Source organism: Desulfovibrio sp. SGI.230 (assembly GCF_050313065.1).
Lineage (GTDB): Bacteria > Desulfobacterota > Desulfovibrionia > Desulfovibrionales > Desulfovibrionaceae > Desulfovibrio.
In genome coordinates this window covers 81381-101409 of record NZ_JBNPKS010000005.1, presented here as the reverse complement: position 1 = coordinate 101409, position 20029 = coordinate 81381, and the positions used below count along the sequence as shown (strand labels likewise).

18 protein-coding genes and 1 riboswitch are annotated in these 20029 nt (G+C 65.7%); of the genes, 6 read left to right on the top strand and 12 right to left on the bottom strand.

Features of this window, described 5'->3' with window-relative positions; genetic code table 11:
- Positions 1-113: 113 nt before the first annotated feature.
- Positions 114-1304, bottom strand: a complete 1191-nt coding sequence (locus ACQRAG_RS06640) for a glycosyltransferase family 4 protein (protein ID WP_204674159.1) — start codon at positions 1302-1304, stop codon at positions 114-116.
- A 402-nt stretch (positions 1305-1706) separates the two neighbouring features.
- On the opposite strand from ACQRAG_RS06640, the gene ACQRAG_RS06635 reads away from it, so the two are divergent.
- Entirely contained in the window at positions 1707-2729 is a 1023-nt protein-coding gene (locus tag ACQRAG_RS06635; protein WP_204674160.1) for an NAD-dependent epimerase/dehydratase family protein, read from the top strand.
- A gap of 437 nt (positions 2730-3166) precedes the next feature.
- Here the strand turns inward: ACQRAG_RS06635 and ACQRAG_RS06630 are convergent, their stop codons facing one another.
- The 3 genes from ACQRAG_RS06630 to ACQRAG_RS06620 form a co-directional block, all read right to left on the bottom strand.
- Positions 3167-3679 carry an adenine phosphoribosyltransferase gene (locus tag ACQRAG_RS06630; RefSeq protein WP_168935326.1) on the bottom strand — a complete coding sequence of 171 codons (513 nt, stop codon included), beginning with the start codon at positions 3677-3679 and terminating at the stop codon, positions 3167-3169.
- 45 nt (positions 3680-3724) lie between these two features.
- Positions 3725-4066 (bottom strand): hypothetical protein, encoded by a 342-nt coding sequence (locus ACQRAG_RS06625; protein ID WP_168935327.1) that lies wholly within the window; start codon positions 4064-4066, stop codon positions 3725-3727.
- A 172-nt stretch (positions 4067-4238) separates the two neighbouring features.
- Positions 4239-4838: a hypothetical protein gene (locus tag ACQRAG_RS06620; RefSeq protein WP_204625854.1), complete on the bottom strand. Its 600-nt coding sequence runs from the start codon at positions 4836-4838 to the stop codon at positions 4239-4241.
- Between the two features lie 131 nt (positions 4839-4969).
- Here ACQRAG_RS06620 and serS point away from each other — a divergent pair, with 131 nt between their 5' ends.
- On the top strand, positions 4970-6247 hold the full coding sequence (gene serS / locus ACQRAG_RS06615; RefSeq protein ID WP_168935329.1) for a serine--tRNA ligase: 1278 nt from the start codon (positions 4970-4972) through the stop codon (positions 6245-6247).
- Between the two features lie 487 nt (positions 6248-6734).
- On the opposite strand, the gene ACQRAG_RS06610 is transcribed toward serS, so the two are convergent.
- Complete coding sequence (locus tag ACQRAG_RS06610) at positions 6735-7271, bottom strand: Hsp20/alpha crystallin family protein (protein ID WP_006006980.1); 537 nt, start codon at positions 7269-7271, stop codon at positions 6735-6737.
- A 207-nt stretch (positions 7272-7478) separates the two neighbouring features.
- Positions 7479-7633, top strand: a riboswitch (FMN riboswitch).
- Positions 7634-7753: 120 nt separating this feature from the next.
- Between ACQRAG_RS06610 and ribB the strand changes: the two genes are divergently transcribed.
- A complete protein-coding gene (gene ribB / locus ACQRAG_RS06605; protein WP_168935351.1) occupies positions 7754-8410 on the top strand; it encodes a 3,4-dihydroxy-2-butanone-4-phosphate synthase in 657 nt (218 codons plus the stop codon).
- A 207-nt stretch (positions 8411-8617) separates the two neighbouring features.
- Here the strand turns inward: ribB and ACQRAG_RS06600 are convergent, their stop codons facing one another.
- Positions 8618-9592, bottom strand: coding sequence for a DMT family transporter (locus ACQRAG_RS06600; RefSeq protein WP_289615902.1), 975 nt, complete (start codon positions 9590-9592; stop codon positions 8618-8620).
- A 129-nt stretch (positions 9593-9721) separates the two neighbouring features.
- Here ACQRAG_RS06600 and ACQRAG_RS06595 point away from each other — a divergent pair, with 129 nt between their 5' ends.
- The gene (locus tag ACQRAG_RS06595; protein WP_168935331.1) at positions 9722-10630 is read left to right on the top strand and encodes a LysR family transcriptional regulator; all 909 of its coding nucleotides are present in this window, start codon (positions 9722-9724) and stop codon (positions 10628-10630) included.
- 159 nt (positions 10631-10789) lie between these two features.
- A complete protein-coding gene (locus ACQRAG_RS06590; protein ID WP_168935332.1) occupies positions 10790-11548 on the top strand; it encodes a 4Fe-4S dicluster domain-containing protein in 759 nt (252 codons plus the stop codon).
- 55 nt (positions 11549-11603) lie between these two features.
- Here the strand turns inward: ACQRAG_RS06590 and ACQRAG_RS06585 are convergent, their stop codons facing one another.
- The 4 genes from ACQRAG_RS06585 to ACQRAG_RS06570 all read right to left on the bottom strand — a co-directional run bounded on the left by ACQRAG_RS06585 (position 11604) and on the right by ACQRAG_RS06570 (position 15172).
- Positions 11604-12026 (bottom strand): winged helix-turn-helix transcriptional regulator, encoded by a 423-nt coding sequence (locus tag ACQRAG_RS06585; protein ID WP_205906038.1) that lies wholly within the window; start codon positions 12024-12026, stop codon positions 11604-11606.
- Between the two features lie 99 nt (positions 12027-12125).
- Complete coding sequence (locus ACQRAG_RS06580; protein ID WP_168935333.1) at positions 12126-12599, bottom strand: hypothetical protein; 474 nt, start codon at positions 12597-12599, stop codon at positions 12126-12128.
- Positions 12600-12615: 16 nt separating this feature from the next.
- Positions 12616-13914 carry a vWA domain-containing protein gene (locus ACQRAG_RS06575; RefSeq protein ID WP_427805290.1) on the bottom strand — a complete coding sequence of 433 codons (1299 nt, stop codon included), beginning with the start codon at positions 13912-13914 and terminating at the stop codon, positions 12616-12618.
- 265 nt (positions 13915-14179) lie between these two features.
- Entirely contained in the window at positions 14180-15172 is a 993-nt protein-coding gene (locus tag ACQRAG_RS06570) for an ATP-binding protein (RefSeq protein WP_427803810.1), read from the bottom strand.
- 107 nt (positions 15173-15279) lie between these two features.
- Between ACQRAG_RS06570 and ACQRAG_RS06565 the strand changes: the two genes are divergently transcribed.
- Complete coding sequence (locus tag ACQRAG_RS06565; protein ID WP_304044830.1) at positions 15280-15924, top strand: class I SAM-dependent methyltransferase; 645 nt, start codon at positions 15280-15282, stop codon at positions 15922-15924.
- 656 nt (positions 15925-16580) lie between these two features.
- On the opposite strand, the gene ACQRAG_RS06560 is transcribed toward ACQRAG_RS06565, so the two are convergent.
- Entirely contained in the window at positions 16581-17630 is a 1050-nt protein-coding gene (locus ACQRAG_RS06560) for an acyltransferase family protein (protein WP_427803809.1), read from the bottom strand.
- Positions 17631-17725: 95 nt separating this feature from the next.
- Positions 17726-20023, bottom strand: a complete 2298-nt coding sequence (gene recD2 / locus ACQRAG_RS06555; RefSeq protein ID WP_204625848.1) for an SF1B family DNA helicase RecD2 — start codon at positions 20021-20023, stop codon at positions 17726-17728.
- Positions 20024-20029: the final 6 nt, after the last annotated feature.

Sequence of the window (20029 nt, the reverse complement as noted above, 5' to 3'; positions counted from 1 at the left end):
ACAGGCCTGTGGGCCGCCTGCGGCGGGCGGGCTGTCCCTGTGACCGCGAGACACCGTCGTCCCGGCGGGGCCGGGACAGGAGCGGGCCGCCACGGGCCCGCATGGTTGCTTGTTTATCCGGCCGCGCGGGGCACGCGCATGTCGACCAGGATCTTCTCGGCCACGACTTCGGCATCGAATTCGCGGCAGGCCAGATCCCGGCCGGCGGCCCCCATGCGGACCAGCAGTCCGGGTTCGTCCAGCAGGCGGCGCATGGCGGCGGCCAGCGCCCGGGGATCGTGGGCGGCGCAGATGCAGCCGTTGACGCCGTCTTCCACCACCTCGCGGCAGCCGGGCACATCCGTGACCACGGCGGCGCGGCCCATGCTCATGCCTTCCATGATGGACGTGGGCGTGCCTTCACGCCACGAAGGCAGCACCAGCGCGTGGCAGGCCTCCACATAGGGGCGCACGTCGCGGGTCTCGCCCAGGTATTCGATGCTGCCTTCGTCCTGCCAGCGGCGCACCTGGGCCAGATCCACGCTGCCCAGGCCCTGTTCCGGCGGGCCCAGCAGCTGGAAGCGGGCGGCGGGGTACTGCGTTTTCAGTTCCTTGGCCGCGGCGGCGTATTCGGGCAGGCCCTTGGCCTCCAGCAGACGGCCCACCAGCAGGAAGATGATCTCCCGTTCTTCGGGGGCGCAGCCTTCGGCGGGCAGGGGCGGCAGGGGCGCTTCGGCAAAGCGGCGGATGTCCACACCGGTGCCGCGCGCCATGAGCACGCGCGCGCTGCGGCGCAGGATGCCGACCTTGCGGAACAGCTCCGCGTCGTCGCGGTTCTGGAAAAACACGCCTTCGGCCCCGGCAAGGGCGCAGTGGTACAGGCCGATGCTCAGGCGGTTGACGCATTTCTTGAAGAAGTTGTCCGCCTCGAAGGCGTAGCCCAGGCCGGTGATGGTGGCGTAGATGTGCGGCACCCGCGCCAGACGCGCCGCCATGCAGCCGTAGATGACGGGCTTGATGGTGGAGGCGAAGAGCAGGTCCGGCTTTTCCTGCCTGAACAGGCGGTACAGGGCGTGCATGGTGGCCATGTCGCGCAGGGGATTGAGGCCCTTGCGGTCCAGGGGATAATGGCACAGGCGCACGGCCGGGCCTTTCCGGAAGGCGGGATCTTCTTCGCCGATGGCGCGGATGGCGGCCTCGGCAGCGTCGTCGCCCGCGGGCACGGCGCAAAGGACCTCATGCCCGGCGGCACGCATGCGGCGCATGAGGACGGTCCAGAAATTGGAAGTGGAACGGGCCTGATTGCCCAGGATGAGTATTTTCACGGCATATCCTTTGCCCACCTGTCCGGCGGGTACGCTCCGTGATGGGGCGCTGTCTGTCCTGCGGGGCAAAGACCGTCCCCGCCTGGCCGGACCGGAAAGGGGAGACGTGTCGGCCGGGTGCGGCCGGCCCCCTGTTTGGTGGGCTCTTCACGGGCTATACCAGCATCCCTTGCCGCTGAAAAGAGGCAAAGGGGCCCTGCGGGCGGGGACAGGATGTGAACAAAAAAACGCGATTCCGGCAGGATGCGGCAAAAAAGCTCCTGCCGGGGCAGGGGGGCCGTCTTTTGACAGCGGCGTCGGCACAGCGTACAAGGAAAGCACGCCGTCTGTGCCGCGAAGGCGGGTCCTCCCGTTTTCGCGGCCTCCCGGCGGGCAACCACGACCTCTGATAAGGAAGGCAATATGACCGCCTATACCCAACTGTGCGAAAAAATGCGTGCCGAACCCTCCACCTGGCTGGTGACCGGCGTTGCCGGTTTCATCGGCTCCAACCTGCTGGAACATCTGCTCAAGATGGGGCAGACCGTGGTGGGTCTGGACAACTTCCTCACCGGTTACCAGAAGAACCTGGACATGGTGGAAGCCCTGGTGGGCCCCGAAGCCTGGAGCCGCTTCACCTTCATCGAAGGCGACATCCGCGATCTGGATACCTGCCGCAAGGCCTGCGAAGGTGTGGATCATGTGCTGCATGAAGCCGCCCTGGGTTCCGTGCCGCGCTCCATCGACGATCCCATCCTGTCCAACAGCTGCAACATCACCGGCTACCTTAACATGCTGGTGGCCGCGCGCGATGCGGGCGTGAAGAGCTTCGTCTACGCCGCGTCCTCCTCCACCTACGGCGATTCCCCCGAGCTGCCCAAGGTGGAAGACAAGATCGGCAACCCCCTGTCGCCCTATGCCGTGACCAAGTATGTGGACGAGCTCTACGCCGACGTCTTCGCCCGCTGCTACGGCTTCACCACCGTGGGCCTGCGCTACTTCAACGTCTTCGGCCAGCGTCAGGATCCCTACGGCGCCTACGCCGCCGTCATCCCCCAGTGGTTCGCCAGCCTGCTGAAGAAAGAGACCGTCTTCGTCAACGGCGACGGCGAGACCAGCCGCGACTTCTGCTACATCGACAACGTGGTGCAGGCCAACCTGCTGGCCAGCTTCGCCACGGACGAAGCCCGCAACAAGGTCTACAACGTGGCCTTTGGCCAGCGCACGACCCTGAACGAACTGTTCGACCTCATCCGTGAGGAAGTGGTGCGCCACATGCCCGAAGCCGCCACGGCCACGGCCACGCACCGCGACTTCCGTGCCGGTGACGTGCGCCACTCCCTGGCCGACATCACCCGTGCCCGCACCCTGCTGGGCTATGAGCCCCAGTTCGACGTGCGCACCGGCCTGCGTCTGGCCGGCGACTGGTACGCCGCCAACCTGTAGGCTGTCCTTTCGTTTTTGATGCCAAGGCCCCCGGCGAGTTTTCGCGCCAGGGGTCTTTTGTTTTCCAAAGGGAGGCGTTGCGGGGGAGTAGCCTCCTTTATCCTTGCTGCTGATGCCCGTAAGGGGCTTGCGGGCCGCCTTCAGTCGCGTTCAACTCTCTCGCATCCCTCCTCCAAATGTGCTTCATCCAGAGGGAGCGTATCTTCTCCCTCCATCTCCCATGACATTGTATCCTTTCCCGTGCATATCTTCCTGTTCCATGTGAAACGGCCAGTCCCTCCTGCAAAAGCAGGAGGGACTGGCCGTTGCATAAAGCGCGCTGGGGAAGGGGGAGCTTGAGGGGGGAACCCCTCTCGCGCTAGGCGAGGGGTTCTCCCCTCAAAATAAAAGCCTTATGGCATCGACAGTTGCACCGTCACAAAAGGCAAAGCTCCAGACTACACGTGCAGCAGCACGGACAGGGGGATGTCGCCCAGCACCTTGCGGCCGCCCAGGGCATCCTGTTCCATGAGCATGCAGCAGCCCGCCACGGTGGCGCCGCTCTGGCCCACCAGACGGATCATGGCATCCAGGGTGCCGCCGGTGGCCAGGATGTCGTCCACGATGAGGACGCGATCCTCCGGCGTCAGGGCATCCTTGTGCAGACACAGGGTATTGGAGCCGTATTCCAGGTCATAGCTGGCCTCGAAGGCTTCACAGGGCAGCTTGCCGGGCTTACGCACCGGGGCCAGGCCCACGCCCAGACGTTGGGCCAGCGGCGCCGCGAACAGGAAGCCCCGCGCTTCGGCGGCCACGATGCGGGTGGGCCGCAGGGGACGGGCCGCATCGGCCATCCGTTCGATGACGTCCCCGAAGGCTTCGGGCGAGGCCAGCAGGGGCGTGATGTCGTAGAACAGGATACCGGGCTTGGGGTAGTCGGGGACGTGGCGGATGAAGGAGGCGATATCCATGCGGGCTCCTTGGGGAAAATGTGGAAAAAGGGCGAGGCTCCGGCATCAATGGCCGGAATAGTCCAGAACATTGTTGAGGGGCGCGCTGCTGCTTTTGACCTGCCCGCCGGTGAACACATGCCGGGTCAGGCGCCAGCCGTCCATGTCGAGCACGTCCAGCTTGCCCTGCATGTCCGGTGTCAGATGGGCGCGGAAGGCCTCCACCACCTCGTCTTCGGGAAAGTAGGAACCTTCCATGGAGATGCGGGCCATATCGCCTTCCTGACAGAGCAGGGGCACGTCCTCGTCGTCGTTGAGGGCATCGTGCAGGGCCGATTCCAGCGCCGCGTACAGGGCGGGCGTCACAGGGTAGACATGGCCGTAGGCCTTGACCAGGGGATCGCGCACAGCAGGCTCCGGGGAAAGGGGTTGCGGCAGGAGGACAGCAGGGGCGCGGCGCGTCCGGCGGCCGGGGCGAGGTCTCATTTTGGGGCAAGTGTCCCAAAAAAGAAAGGCCCCGCTTGCGGCGGGGCCCCGGAAAGCGAAGGGCTCCCTTTCGGGAGCCCCTGAGATATCCTGTCTACTTGCCGTCCACGATGGCCTTGATCTTGCGGGCCATGGGCTGCACCAGCTCGCGCATGCTGTTGAGCATGATCTCTTCCGCGGCGCCGCCGGTGGGGATGCCGCTGCGGTTCTGGCTGGAGTTGAGGGTCTCCTTGACCACGCGGCCGCTGCGGGGCGCCAGACGGTAGGTGGCGCGCATGGAGGTGGCCAGTTCGGTGGCGGAGACTTCACGCAGCCAGGCCTGTTCCACGGTACCGGTGACGATATAGTCGGGGTTGCCGCTGCGGGCCTGGTTCTCGTCCATGGCGTAGGAGACCTGCACGCCCTGGCGGCGCAGCTCGTCGGCCAGGCCGCGGCTCACCCACTGGGCCAGGTCGTCGCTGGCCACGAAGGCGCTGCCGTCACGGCGCACGCCGAGGTTGGTGGTGTCCTGACGGTTATCGGTGAAGGGCACCACGGTCACGCGCGGCGCATTGGGAGCGGGCAGCACGGGATTGACCGCAGGCGCGGGCGAAAGCAGGCGCACGGTATTGCTGGGACCGCAGGCAGTCAGGAACATGGCCAGCATGAGCGCCAGCGAAAGGAAAAGAAGGCGTGTGATACGGGCGGATTTCATGGCAAGGTCTCGCAGGATAGATGTTTTAAAAAGTTTTGAGACTTTTTATATACGCAATGCCCTTGTCTTGCAAGGTCTGGGGGCTCGTGGTAGCGTGGCCTCCACATTGCGCATGCTATGCAGGAGTTTTTATGATCGACCTCAAACTGGTGCAAAAACAGCCCGAAGTGCTGGCCAAGGCCCTGGCCGACCGGCAGTCGCCGCTGAAAGTGGATGAGTTCCTCGAACTGGACGGCCGCCGTCGTGCGTTGCTGGCCGAAGTGGAAAGCCTGAAACAGCAGCAGAACGCCGCCTCCCGTCAGGTGGCCCAGATCAAGCGTGAAGGCGGGGACGCCTCCCACATGATGGAAGAACTGGGCGCCCTGTCGGCCCGCATCAAGGCCCTGGACGTGCAGACCGCCGAAGCCAAGGCCGCTGTGGAAAACTGGCTCATGGGTGTGCCCAACATCCCGGACGCCAGCGTGCCCGTGGGCAAGGACGAGACCGAGAACGTGGAAGTGCTCCGCTGGGGCACGCCGCGCCAGTTCGATTTCGATATCCGTCAGCACTGGGAGCTGGGCGGCGCCGCTCTGGATTTCGAGCGCGCCACCCGTCTGGCCGGCAGCCGCTTTGCCCTGTACATGGGCTGGGCCGCCCGTCTGGACCGCGCCCTGGTCAACTTCTTCCTGGACCAGCATGTGAAGCACGAGGACTACATCGAAGTCTGTCCTCCCTTCATGGTCAACCGCGCCACCATGACCGGCACGGGCCAGCTGCCCAAGTTCGAGGAAGACCTCTTCAAGATGCCCGCCTGGGACTACTACCTCATCCCCACCGCCGAGGTGCCCCTGACCAACATCCACGCCGGTGAGGTGCTGGACGAGGCCGACCTGCCCCGCGCCTACTGCGCCGCCACGCCCTGCTTCCGTTCCGAAGCCGGTGCCGCCGGCAAGGACACGCGCGGTCTGATCCGCCTGCACCAGTTCACCAAGGTGGAGATGGTGCGTTTTGCCCATCCTGACGACAGCTTCAACCAGCTGGAGATCATGGTGGGCCATGCCCGCACCCTGCTGGAAAAGCTGGAGCTGCCCTACCGCGTCATCACCCTGTGCACGGGCGACATGGGCTTCGGTTCCGCCAAGACCTACGACCTGGAAGTCTGGCTGCCTGCCCAGAACACCTACCGCGAGATCTCCTCCTGCTCCAACTGCATCGATTTCCAGGCCCGCCGTGCGGACATCCGCTTCAAGCCCAAGGGCGGCAAGAGCACCTACTGCCACACCCTCAACGGTTCCGGCCTGCCCACCGGCCGCGCCATGGCCGCCATCCTGGAGAACGGCCAGCAGAAGGACGGCAGCATCGTGCTGCCCAAGGCCCTGGTGCCCTACATGGACGGCGTGGAAGTCATCGAGCCTGCGGGCAAGAAGTAGTCCACAGCCGAACAGCGAATCTGACAAGGCGGTGTCCCTGCGCGGGATGCCGCCTTTTTTCGTGCCCGTGCTGCGGAAAACGCCGGGCCCGCCGGGAAAGCGGGCATCCCTGTCCTGTGGAGGGGCCGGGATGCAGCGGGGGAAGGGGGGGATACTTGCAGTGCCGGTCGTGGGGCAGGCGGTCCGCCGGGAGCCGTATGTTGCGGGATCGGGGTCGCGCAGGCTTTTGTATGGACCGGAAGGCGGAAAGGGCCGAAGCGCTTTGCCCGAAGCCGGGCGTGCCGCAGGGCGTCGTGCAGTCCTTACCTTCGGCGGGGGTGTCCGGGTGCGCAGCAGGGCGGGGAAAGACGGGACACGCGGCCGCTGTCCGGTCGCGCATAAAAAAAGCGGCCTGCCGCGTGCGCGGCAGGCCGTGGAGTCCGCCCGTTGCGGGCGGTCCGGCTCCCCGAGGAGTGGGAGTCGGAGGAGGGTCCTTCAAGAGGGGGGATTACTGTTTCTGCACCGTGATGGAACGGGCGGCGGGGGCTTCAGGCTGTTTGCGGGGGATGACGATGGTCAGCACACCGTTCTTGTGGCTGGCGCTGATGTTTTCCACATCAGCATCTTCAGCCAGGCCGATCTGGCGGCAGAAGGAGCCGTAGACACGTTCCTGCACATGGCAGACGGGTTCCTTGGCTTCCGCCTTTTCGCCTTCGGCGGCAGGGGCGGCGCAGCTTTCCATCTTCTTTTCACCTTCAACGGTCAGCATGCCGTCACGGACTTCGACCTTGACCTCATCGGGGTCCACACCGGGCACTTCCATGTGGATGGTGTAGGCCTTGTCGTCGCTGTGGATGTCCAGGCTGGGACGGATGTCGGCCTGCGGCTTGTCCATCAGGCTGGTCGGCCAGCCGGGCGTGAAGAAACCATTGAACAGACGGTCGATATCGTGATGCAGGCGGTCCAGGGGCTGGAAGCTCTGTTCGGGCTGCTGGGCGTTGCGGGGAGAGAACCAATGCTGGGGATATACACGGATAAGGCTCATTTCAATGCCTCCTGATATTTTTCCTTGTTGACATAGAAGTAAGGTAGGACGGCTAGTTGTCAACATGCTGTGGAAAACTTTTCCAAAAACGGGGAAAGGTAGCCCCATGCGCTTCGACCATACGTTTTGGCCTGTTCCCGGCAGTCTGGGAGGTTTCCGGTTTTTATGGCCGGGGATTGCCAAACGTGGGAGGCGGGCGTATGGTGGCTCCATTCTCAGGGCGGGGTGCAAGTCCCCACCGGCGGTGATGGCGGTTTTCCGCATGAGCCCGCGAGCGCCGTACCATGCAACGTGGTGCGGGTCAGCAGATACCGGTGAGATCCCGGAGCCGACGGTAACAGTCCGGATGAAAGAGAACGGTTCGTTTTTCTGCCGTGTGGGGCGCAAAAAAGGACGGTCTTGGCGGCCGCCCCGCAGCGCGCACGGCAGCCGTGCCCTGATGCACATCTTCCGGCCCGTCCGGGCCGATCAAGGAGACGATGATGCATCAGTCCCCCGATATCCTGGCTTCTTTTGGTGATTGGGAAACGCGTATGGAACGCGCTCTGGCATCCGTGCGTGCGGGCAGGGGCGTCCTGGTGGTGGACGACGAGGATCGCGAGAACGAAGGCGACCTCATCTATCCCGCCCACAGCCTGACCGATGCGCAGATGGCCCGCCTCATCCGCCATTGCAGCGGCATCGTGTGCCTGTGCCTTACCGACGAGCGCGCCACCCGCCTGGGCCTGCCGCCCATGGTGGCCCACAACACCAATACCCAGCAGACCGCTTTCACCATCTCCATCGAGGCCGCCGAGGGGGTGACCACCGGCGTTTCCGCCGCCGACAGGGTGACCACCGTCAAGGCCGCCGTGGCCGAGGGCGCGCGTCCCGAGGACCTGCGCCATCCCGGCCATGTGTTCCCGCTGCGGGCCCGTCCCGGCGGCGTTCTGGAACGGCGCGGCCATACCGAGGCCACTGTGGACCTGATGTCCCTGGCGGGCCTGCCGCCCTGCGGTGTGCTGTGCGAGCTGACCAATGATGACGGCACCATGGCGCGTCTGCCGCAGGTGGCGGACTTTGCCCGTGCCAACGACCTGCCCCTGCTGGCCGTGGCGGACATCGTGCGCTGGCGTGAACGGCAGGAAGGCCGGGCCTGAGCCCCAGCCGTCTGATCCTCTTTTCCTGTCCCAGGACAGGGCTTGCCGTGGTCGCCGGCTGGAGTTGATGAATACCAGGAAAGAAAGCTGCCGGCGGCCGGCCGGGCAAGTATGAAAAAAAGGACGCTGTACAGCGTCCTTTTTTTATGCCCGGTTTTATCCGGGCCGGATACCGGCGGGGGACGGAGGAGGGGCGCCCCCGCCGGATCAATGCCGGCGGTGAAGGATGCGGTCGATGATGAAGGGGCGCACGGACAGGAGCGTTTCCCAGGTGGGGATCATGGAGACCTCGGAGGCCACGAGCATGAGGCCGATACCGGCCCACATGTTCCAGGGGATCTCCTCGCCAAGGATCAGCATGGCCAGGATGGGCGCCAGCACGGGCTTGAAGAAGAAGACCAGCGAGCCCTGCATGGCGGAGGTGGCTTCCATGCCCATGAAGTAGCAGGCATAGCCGCCCGCGGTGACGAAAACGCAGATATAGAGCACGTTGAGGAGGTTGCCCGTGGTGTAGCCGCTGAAGAAGGGCATGGCGGCGAACATGGGCAGACCGGCGGCCTGCAGGGCATCGGCCACGGCGGGGATGTGGCTGATGAGCATGAGGACGATCATCTCGGCGCTGGCGGCCAGGCAGCTGAAGCAGGTGACGGCCACGCCGGAGTACTGGGTGCACTGCTTTTTGCCCAGCACGGCATAAAGGGCGAAGGTGGCGGCCGAGAGCAGCACCAGCGTGATGCCCACGGGATCGAGCGTGGTGTGCAGCGGATCGATGATGATGAGGGCGGCCGCCACTTCCATGACCAGGGCGGTGATGTGCTGGGGCCGGATGTCGGCGCGCAGGATGAGATAGGCGAAGGCCAGCACCAGCACGGGGTTGCAGCTGAACAGCACGCTGACCACCGAGGCCGGGGCGTAAAGGATGGACATCTGGTAGAACATCATGCTCACCACCAGGCCCACGAAGCCGAGCCAGGCAAAGCCTTTCCATGCGGCGGCGGTGACCCGTGCCCCGTGCTGGCGCAGGCCGCGCAGGGCAAAGGGGATGAGCAGCAGGCCACCCACGAGGAAGCGGGTGCAGTTGAGCTGCATGGGGTTGAAATCATGGGCCACGGTCTTCAGGGCCACTTCCATGGAGCTGAAGAACACGGTGGCAAGAAAGATGAAAATGTATCCGCGGTTCATCGTTCAAGGTCCCTGGTTGGAAATCTGTTGCTGGAGAAGTGCTGCGCTTGCCTATAGCAAGGGGCCCTGATACGGTAAAATGCTTAGTTGATATCGTAGATATATCAAAAATGCATAACAGGAGAGCGCATGGAGCTGAACTGGGAGCTTTGCCGGATATTCTACCAGGTGGCGCGCTGCCGCAATTTCAGCCGGGCGGCGGCCATGCTGTTCACCAGCCAGCCCGCGGTATCGCGCTCCATGGCGGCCCTGGAGCGCGAGCTGGGCTGCCGTCTGTTCATCCGCAACCGGCGCGGCGTGGAGCTCACGCCCGAAGGCCGCATGTTCTACGCCCATGTGGAGGCGGGCTGCGAGCAGTTCCGCCGGGGCCGGGAAGAGCTGGAGCAGGCCGTGGGCCTGCAATCGGGCAGCATCGCCCTGGGGGCCAGCGAGACGGCCCTGCGCCACTGGCTGCTGCCGCGGCTGGACCGCTTCCATGCCCTGTATCCGGGGGTGCGGCTCCGGCTGTTCGGCGGTACGTCCCGGCAGGCCATCGATGAACTCAAGTCCGGGGCCATCGATTTTGCCGTGGCCGCCGTGCCCGGCGGCGGTTTCCGGGCCCTGAAGGAGACGCGCCTGTGCCCGCTGCGAGACGTCTTCGTGGCTTCGTCGGCCTTCGGGCAGCTGCGCGGCAGGGACGTGCCCCTGGATGAGGTGATGCGGCACCCCTTCATCTGTCACAAGCAGGGCAGCCTCACTTTCGAATTCCTGGAGAGCATGTGCAAGACGCGGGGCGTGGACTTTGCCCCGGCCATGGAGCCGGACACTACGGGGCTGGTGCTGGATCTGGCCCGGCACGGCCTGGGCATCGGTTTTTTGCCGGAAGTGGCCGCCAGAGAGGCCCTGGCCGCCGGGGAGGTGTTCGCCCTGCGGCTCGCGGAGGAGCTGCCGTCGCGCAGCATCAGCCTGCTGGAATACGACGGCCATACCCTGAGCCTGGCCGCACGCCGCCTGCGCGACATGCTCACCGAAGACGCTGCGGCCGGGGACGCGCTGTGAGGACTTGAGCCGACAGGGCTCAGGCCGTCCTGCCGCAGGGCGGGGACGTTGTTCCGGGGTCGCTTTGCCGGAGCATAGTGGCTCATGGCCGGCTGATTTTGTTGGGGGATGCCGTGGTTACGGGCTATGCTGCCGCAAAATCATGCAAAGGAGACATCCGTGAACGTCACAGCCCTGTATTTTTCTCCCACCGGCGGCAGCAAGCGCTCCGCGCTCAGCCTTGCCGCGGCCCTGGCTCCTGAAGGTTTTGCCGAGCTGGACATCACCTGTGGCGCCGTTGCCGGGGATTTCGGTCCCGGGGACGTCGTCGTGTTCTCGGTGCCCTGCTATAACGGCAGGGTACCGGAAGTGGCCGCCGGGCGTCTGGAGCAGGTGCACGGCCACCGGACCCCCTGCATCATCAGCATCACCTACGGCAACCGTGACTATGACGATTCCCTGCTGGAACTGCAGGACATCGTGCAGCGTCAGGGCTTCATCGTCCAGGGCGCGGCGGCGCTGGTGGGGCAGCATACCTTCGGGGAGATCCAGGTGGGGCGTCCCGATGCCGGGGATGCCGCCGAGAACCGCCGCTTCGTGCAGCAGCTGCTGGCAGCCAGGCAGGGCGATCTTGCCTCCCCCGTGGCGCTGGCCATCAAGGGGCAGCGTCCGTACCGGGGAGAGGGCAGGGGCGTGGGTTTCGTGCCGCTGACCTCCGAGGCCTGTACGGACTGCGGCCTGTGCGCCTCCCTGTGCCCTGTGCAGGCCATCGCGGCCGACCATCGCAGCATCGACGGCACGCGCTGCCTTTCCTGCTTCCGCTGCATCCGCAGCTGCCCTGCGGGGGCCAAGCACATGGATGTGGAAAGCTACCTCGATTTTGCGCGGGATTTCAGCCGGCGCCTGAAGGCCCGGCGGGAGAACGAATACATCTTTTAGAAGAAGCCCGGAAACGGGCAGATGCGGAAAGGGGCGAGAGACCGCCCCTGTTTTTTTACAGAGGGCAGCCCCCGACCTTTTTGCAGGGGGGCAGGGATTCTTCCGGCAGGGGGCAGTAACGCACGGCCCAGCAGCAGATGCTGCGCAGTATCTTGTGGGCGGAGGCGCCCTTTTCGCTCAGGGAGTATTCGACGCGCGGCGGGATCTCGTTGTACTGGCGCCTGTCTACGATCCGGTCGTTCACCATGTCCCTGAGGGTGGCGGCAAGCACGGCGTCCGTCAGGCCGTCGAGGTTGTCCCTGATCTCCTTGTAGCGCAAGGTGCCGCTGGCACCCAGCAGACAGATGATGCGGGTCTTCCATTTCCCGTTGAAGATGTCCAGCCCGTATTCGAGCGGGCACAGGGGCTGCTTGCCTTCCTTGTTCCTGGCCATGTCATGTCCTGCGGCTTCATGGTTCGCGATGGCGGATTGTTCCATGATTTCCTGCCGGAGCGCAAGCTGTCCGGTGATCCGGGAGCATCGCGATCCGGCAGGCAGGCTGGAGGAAGGGCAAAAGAAGAAAGATCCCGGACAGGCCTAGGCCTTGCCCACGGCTTCCAGGAAACGCTGGCCGAGGATGGCCGGAGCCACGGAGCGCAGGGCCGTACCGCCCAGCTCCAGGCTGTTTTCCTCATGCATGGGGCGGCTGGCCCCGGCCCGTTCCAGTTCGCTGGCAAAGGCTTCGCGCAGCAGGCGGAAGGAGGCCTCCACTTCGGGATAGCTGTTGTCCTCACGCCAGGGCAGGCGCAGGCTCTGGCTGCCGTGCCGTCCCTTGTGGGACGGGATGGAGAGCTGGTAGCAGGGCCGCTCGCCTGCATCGTCCTGTCCGGCCCGTTCGTGCTGCCCGGGCCAGCAGTGTTCCTGCCAGGATTCCGGCGGTTCGGGGATGAGCGAGGTGATGCTCAGCGGCGGCGTGGCCAGCTGGCGTTCGAAGTCTTCCAGGGTGACGGTATAGGTCAGGACGGGGCGCAGGTTGCCGCGCTTTTTTTCTATTTTCCAAGTGATCCGCATACAGGCTCCTTGATGGTCAGGCTCCGGCGGGCAGGCGCAGCAGCTCGCCGAAGGGGGGCTGTTCCCCTCCCTGTCCCCAGACGGCCCAGAGCAGGGGGCAGGCGGGCTCGTCGGGAAAGGACGAACATTCCAGATCCGTGAACCAGAGCAGGCAGGCCGGGCGCAGGCCGTTGTCGTCCAGCCAGCGGCCCACGGGCCTGAAGTCCGTACCGCCGCCGCCCACGGGGGCCAGATGCAGGGGCAGGTCCTGCCGCCGGAAGGTCTGCACGGCCTGCACGCGGCTGTCGTGGAAGATGACCACCAGCTCCGTCTCGTAGGCGGCGAGGATGGACGACAGCTCCTCGCAGAACAGGGAAAGGGCGGCATCGTCCACCGAGCCCGAACAGTCCACGGCCACGGCCAGCTGCGGGATACGCTGCTCCTGCCGTCCGGGCAGGTAGATGCCGTGATGCAGGTAACGCCGGTTGGGCGCGCTCCAGGTGTAGTCGTTGAGGGCGCAGTTCTCCAGAAAGCGGCGCAACAGGCCGCGCCAGTCCGTGCCGCCATCGTGGCGGCCGCCGCGCAACAGGCGGCTGAAGCCCGCGGGCTCGCGGCCCATGTGCCGCGCCCGTTGCAGGGCCTGCTCCAGACGCAGCTCGGCCTCCTGTTCCGCCTTGCGGTGCGCGTCTCCCTGGCCGTCTTCCAGCAGGGGATGGTCACGGACCTCACCGGAAAAATACGGGACAGGCTGCTCCCTTTCCGGCTTGTCCCCGGCAGGGCGGGCGGTGCCCGCGGCTTCCGGGGCGGCTGCCTCGTCAGTCTCTCCTGCACGGGAGGGCGCGGCCGCGGGGGCGTCCTGCCGCTCCCGGCCGTCATGTCTCTGCTGGTCGGAGCCCTTTTCCCGGGGGCTGCGTCCGGCGGCCTGCTGTTGCGCGCCGCCGTGCAGGGGCGTGTCCTGCAGGGAGGCGAGACGGCTGTAGACCTCGTCCACGCTGAGTCCCGCATATTCGGGATGTTCCAGATGGCCCTGCGGCAGCCGAAAGCCGGCACCGAGCAGCAGGGCGTCCACCACCACGTCGCAGGCCTCGTTCCAGATCCGGGCATCGCGTCCGTTGCGCCGGACATGATGGGCGCAGGCCAGATGCATGACTTCGTGGGCCTGGGCCCCCACCAGCCGCTCGTGGGGCAGGGTGGCCGCCCAGACAGGATTGAAGCCCAGCGTGCGGCCGTCGGTCCAGAGGTGGCGGCAGGTGCTGTCCGGCTTCAGGGCCAGATGCAGGGCCAGGGAGCCGAAAAAGGGCTGCCGGAGCACCAGGTCCGCCCGTGCCCGGATCATGGCTGTGAGGGCGCGCTGCTCCAGAGGGGGGGCCGGAACGTCCGCCGCAGGGCTGTGGCGCATGCCCTGTGACGCGGACGGGCGCTCCGGCCGGGGATCCTGCCGTGTCGTCCCGGGCGTTTCCGGGGAAGGCGGGCATACCGCGGCGTCTGGTGTGGAGCGGGTGTCTTTGGCCGCGGGGGGGGAACCCGGCGGCTGACGGAGGAGGGGACACGCACGCCCCGGGAGAGGGGTGCACGGGGCAGGGCAGGAAGATCGTCCCTGTTCACATCAGGACCTCGGCATTGTCGTGGGCCCAGCGGGCAAAGGGCTCGCTTTCCACCACGGCGGGATCCTGCCGGACGGCATCGCGCATGAGCAGCACGCCGAACTCGGCGGGCAGGCGTCCGGCATAGGCGGCCAGGGCTTCCATGGTGGCGGGCGCGGTGCGCAGGGCCAGGGCCTCGCACAGGGCGTAAAGGGAGGCCGGGTCGGCAGGTACGGGGGCTTCTTCGGGATCGCTGAGGACGCTCTCCACACTGGGCAGGTGGCGCCATTCCCGCAAAAAGCCGCTCAGTTCCGCCGCGGCCGCCTGACCTATGGTCCCGGCCAGCAGCTCTTCTTCCAGCGGGCCGTCCGGGGCGGCATCGAGGATGCGGGAGGCGAACTCCCAGGAGCGCGGCGAGGCGAAGGCCCTGTCCGACGAACGGGGATCGAAATCATGCAGCAGGCGCGGCCGGAAGCGCAAAAAGGCCTGGATCTCCTCGCGGATGCCGTTGTCACGGGCCCAGTCCAGCCAGTCGTCGATATGGCATTCCACATCCAGATGCACCATGCGGTTGGCCAGGGCCGAAGGCATGCGGTAGGTCACGGCCCGGTCGCTCTCGCGGTTGCCCGCGGCCACCACGGCCCAGCCGTCGGGCAGGCGGTACTGGCCCACGCGCCGGTCGAGGATGAGCTGGTAGCAGGCGGCCTGTACCAGAGGAGGCGCGGCGTTGAGTTCGTCCAGGAAGAGGATGCCTTCCTCCGTGTCCTGCGGATGGGGCAGGAATTCCGGCACGCACCAGGAGGTGATGCCCTCATCGCTGATGCGGGGCAGTCCGCGCAGGTCCACCGGGTCCAGCAGCACGGCGCGCAGGTCGTAGAGCTTGCGGCCCTGGCGGCGGGCCACGTCGGCCACCAGCCGGCTTTTGCCTACACCGGGCGGCCCCCAGAGGAACACGGGTTGCCGGATGCGCACCAGATGATGCAATGCCTCACAGACGTGGCTGGGTCTCATGCAGGGGTCCTTTTAAATAAATTGAATTTCATTTTCAATTAAGATATACGGGAAGGGCATGCAAGGCAAGTTTTTTCTGGAGGGCGGCCGCATACAAGGAGCAAAGCATGGATATCTGGCAGCATATCATCCGCCCCGGGGACGTCTGGGGGCGTTTTACCCTGTACCTGAAGCAGAACGGGCAGGCTGCCGTGCAGCGGGAGGTCGTGCGTTCCCTGCGGCTGCGGGTGCGCGACGTGGTCCTCGATCTGGGCGGTGGCGGCCGTGCCCTGGCCCAGCTTGCCCTGTATTCGGGGGCCGTCTACGGCGTGGCCGCCACCGCTGCGGCGGTATCGGCCGCCACGGTGCGCAACCGCCATGACGTGGCCCGGGGCAGGGTCCGCATTTGCCGGGGCGCGTTCCCCGCCCTGCCGTTCCCGGCGGAGATGTTCCACGTCATCACCGCGTTCGAGCCCGCGTTCTGGGCAGGCGATCTGTCCGCCTGCCTGCGCGAGATCCGGCGTCTGCTGCGTCCCGGCGGCCAGTGCGTGCTGGTGTGCGCGGATGGACGGGAAAACGGCCGCCCCGCACCGGCCGGGCATACGGTGGACGAGCTCAACGCCCTGGCAGACAGGGCCGGGCTGCTGTGCCTGCCGCCCCTGCGTTTGCGGCGCAAAGGTCGTGTGGTCCTGCACTGGTTGCAGCCTGCCTGCGACCTGTGCCGCCCCATGCCGCTGGACGTGTTCCCGGCGGGCTGGGCCCAGGCCTGCTAGGGAGAACGCTCGCCGCATTTGCTGGGGGAAGGGAAAAGCCCTCATCGCTGCTGCCGATGCCCGTAAAGCGCCTTCGTCGCTCACGGCTAAGGTCTGCAGCCGCCTCCGGTCGTCGCCCGTGCGCAAGGGGCTTATTCCCCCACGCCCCCATCCTTTCCCCGGCGCGCTTTTTCAGATGAGCGCTGGACCTGCGGCAGGCCCTTCACTGGAGATATGTTCGGATGTTGTCTATCTAATTGAAATAACTTGTTGATTTTGTATTTTTTTCCCTTGGGCGGGGCGTGTTTTTGAAGGGGAGGGAGTCCTTTGCTCCGCTGCCGTCTGCCGGGACTTCGCGCAAACGGGGACGGGCCCTGCACCACCCGGAAGGCGCTGTCCGGGCGGGCGGCTTTCCACGGCTCCTTCCCCGCTTCAGGAAAGGAGAAACCCGGCATGAGCCCGCCGCAGGGATGCGGTGACAGCTCCACAACAGGCGACCGGCGTGACACGAAACATCGATGGGGGACCATGTCCCCCTTTTTTTGTGCCTCGCCAGCGTGTTCCCTGCCGAAAAAAAGACCGGGACCGCCTTTCCGGCGGCCCCGGTCCCGTCAGTCATTGCCGGCGGCATCCTCCAGCACTGTCAGTACTGAGTCCGCGGCAGGCTTTCCTTTGGCCTAGCCGCCGATGAGATAGCGCGAGCGTTTGCCCATGATCTTCTTGATGCCCAGGATGCAGAGGATGCAAAGGGCTATCTCCACGGTCACGGTGAGGTTGGCGATGGTGAAGACCTGTCCGGGCAGCGCGGCGCCGAGCACCTGGAACAGGGGCGTCTGGAAGATGCCCTGGAAGATGGCGTGCAGGAAGAAGAGCGGGAAGCTGTAGCGGGCCAGGAAGTCCAGGGCCAGTACTTCCCTGTCCATGCCTTCCAGCAGTTCCAGCACCCAGGAGCCGATACAGAGTTTCTGCACATAGTAGGCCCCTTCGATGTTGGGCATGAAGCTGCCGAAGTAATGGTCGGCCACGATGAGCAGGGAGGTCAGCACGGCCGTCACGCGGATGGCGCTGAGGTGGCGGCGGATGAAGGCCATACAGGCGTCACGGTTGCGGGCGCAGTACACGCCCATGAGGAAGATGGGCACGAAGAAGCAGAGGTTGCGCAAGGGCGAGACCAGCAGGCGCGGCACCATCAGGGGCAGGACGGAGGCCGGGAGCAGGATCTTTTGCAGCAGCCCGGTGGGCATGTGGAAGATGAGCGGCCCGACGCTGAACACGGTCATGATGAAGGGGATGTACCAGTAGGGCACCAGACTGGCCGACCCGTAGGCCAGACAGCGCAGGACGTCCCACAGGGAGGCCACGGGCGTGCCGTCGTTGATGAAGGGGATGTCGTAGCCGAACCAGTGGTGGGAGATCCAGCCCGCGGCCAGCAGGAGCAGCGACAGGATGAAGTAGGGACAGAAGACGTTGACGATCTTGGACTTGTAGAAGCGCAGGGGGGAGAACTGGCCTTTCCTGCGGTTCACGAAGTCGAACAGATAGCCGGAGATGAAGACGAAGTAGATGGTGGCGGAGTGGAAAAGACACAGCCGCAGGCTGTCCTGGAGCTTGGCGGCGTCCTCGCTGCCCGCGAGGACGGGGCCCACCCACATGTGGGTGAGCATGACGGAGACGATGGCGAAGGCCCTGAAATAGTGGAAGGTCAGGTCATAATTTTTTGGCGTCATGCAGTACCTTTGATCCGGCCGGTCATCCGGCGCAGGAGTGGCGAAATTCCTTACTTTGCAGATAAGGATTATTGCCTCCTAAACCGGATGGCGGGCTATGTCAACGGTTGCAGACGCAGGGCAAGGCGGGTGTGGCGGGTGCGGGTCTTGTTGTTCTTGACGGCCATGTGCAGGGCGCGGCTCTCGCCCACCAGCACCACCAGCTTTTTGCCGCGCGTGACGCCGGTATAGACCAGGTTGCGCTGCAGCAGCACGTAATGCTGCATCATCAGCGGGATGACCACGGCAGGGTATTCCGAGCCCTGCGATTTGTGGATGGAGATGGCGTAGGCGGGCGTCAGTTCGTCCAGCTCCTCGAAGTCATAGGGCACCACGCGGTCGTCGTAGCGCACGCTCAGGGTCCGCTCCTTGCCGTCCAGAAAGACGATGCGGCCCACGTCGCCGTTGAAGACGTCCTTGTCGTAGTTGTTGCGGATCTGCATGACCTTGTCGTGCAGGCGGAAGCTGCGTTCGCCGCGCCGCACTTCCAGCCCGTTGGGGTTGAGGCTGGCCTGCAGGCGCAGATTGAGCTGCGCCGCGCCCACGGCGCCCTTGTGCATGGGCGTGAGCACCTGGATGTCGTTGACCGGGTCCAGGCCGAAGCGGCGCGGGATGTGGTTGCGCACCAGATCCACCACCATGTCGGCGGCGCGTTCCGGGTCGTTCTGGTGGATGAAATAGAAATCCGAGAGCCTGTCCTTGCTGGATTCCAGCGAGGGCACCTGCCCCTTGTTGATGAGGTGGGCGTTGCAGATGATCTCGCTTTCCGCCGACTGGCGGAAGATCTCGGTCAGCTCCACCACGGGCACCGCCCCGGAGGCGATGATGTCGGCCAGCACGTTGCCCGGCCCCACGGAGGGCAGCTGGTGCACGTCGCCCACCAGCACCACGGTCGCGCCCATGGGCACGGCCTTGAGCAGGTGGTAGAAGAGCAGGGTGTCCATCATGGAGGCCTCGTCCACCACCAGCAGGCCGCAGGCCAGCGGGTTGTCCTCGTTGCGGGCAAAGCCGTCCTCCTGCGGGCTGTATTCCAGCAGGCGGTGGATGGTGCGGGCCTCGCGGCCCGAGGTCTCGCTCATGCGCTTGGCGGCGCGGCCCGTGGGCGCGGCCAGCAGGATCTTGGCCTTGACCTCGGCGAACAGGCGGATGATGGCGTTGATGATGGTGGTCTTGCCCGTGCCGGGGCCGCCGGTGAGCACCATGACCTTGCTGCGCGCCGCGGTGCGCACGGCCTCCAGCTGTTCCGGGGCCAGGCTGATGGACAGGGACTCCGTGACCTTTTCCACCAGGGCGTCGGGCTCGGCAAAGCGCACGGCCTTGGGCGAGTGCAGCAGTCGGTGCAGATAGAAGGCTGTCTTGGATTCGTAATGATGGTAGCGGCGCAGGTAGACGGCCACTTCCGGCGCTTCCGCCTCCTCGCCGTCCTCGCGGAAGACAGCGGGCAGGCGCCCGGGCAGCTCGTCCAGACTCTCGCGCACCACGCGCTCTTCCTGCTCCAGGGCCAGCACGGCCTGCCGGGCCAGGTCGCGGTCCACGGCCAGCTGCTGGCAGGCCTGATCCAGCAATTCCTCCTCGGGAAGGAAGACGTTGCCGTCGTCCGTGGCCTTTTGCAGCACATAGAGCAGCCCCGCCTGGATGCGCAGGGGATGATCCTCGGCAAAGCCCAGCTTGCGGGCCGCGGCATCGGCCGTCACGAAGCCGATGCCCCGGATGTCCATGGCCAGACGGTAGGGGTTCTCGCGCACCACGTTGAGGGCCTCGCCGCCGTAGGCGCGGTAGATGCGCACGGCATAGGCGGGCGTGATGCCGTGGGGCTGCAAAAAGAGCAGCAGGTCGCGGATGCCCCGGTGCTCGGCCCAGCTTTCCTTGATCTTCTCGAAACTCTTCTTGCCCACGCCCTTGATCTTGAGCAGGCGTTCGGGCTCTTCGTCCAGCACGCGGATGGTGTCCGTGCCGAAGGCCGCCACGATGCGCCCGGCCATCTCCTCGCCCACGCCCTTGATGAGACCCGAGGCCAGGTACAGGCGGATGCCCTCGCTGGTGGCGGGCAGCATCTCCTCGGCCATGTCGAAGGCCAGCTGGCGGCCGAAACGCGCGTTGTTGACCCAGCGGCCGCTGACCTGCAACTGGACGCCCACCTGCGGGTTGACCATGTGGCCCACGCAGGTCACGGGATCGCGGCTCACCGTGCGGCTGGGCGCGCCCTTGACCTTGGCCTCCACGGGCAGGGCCCTGTCGGGCAGCAGGCGCAGCACGGTATAGCCGTTCTCTTCGTTGTGGAAGACCACACGTTCCAGCGTGCCGGTGAGCTCCACGGCATCGGGATCGCGCAGCAGGGGAAGATCGTCAGACATGGCAGA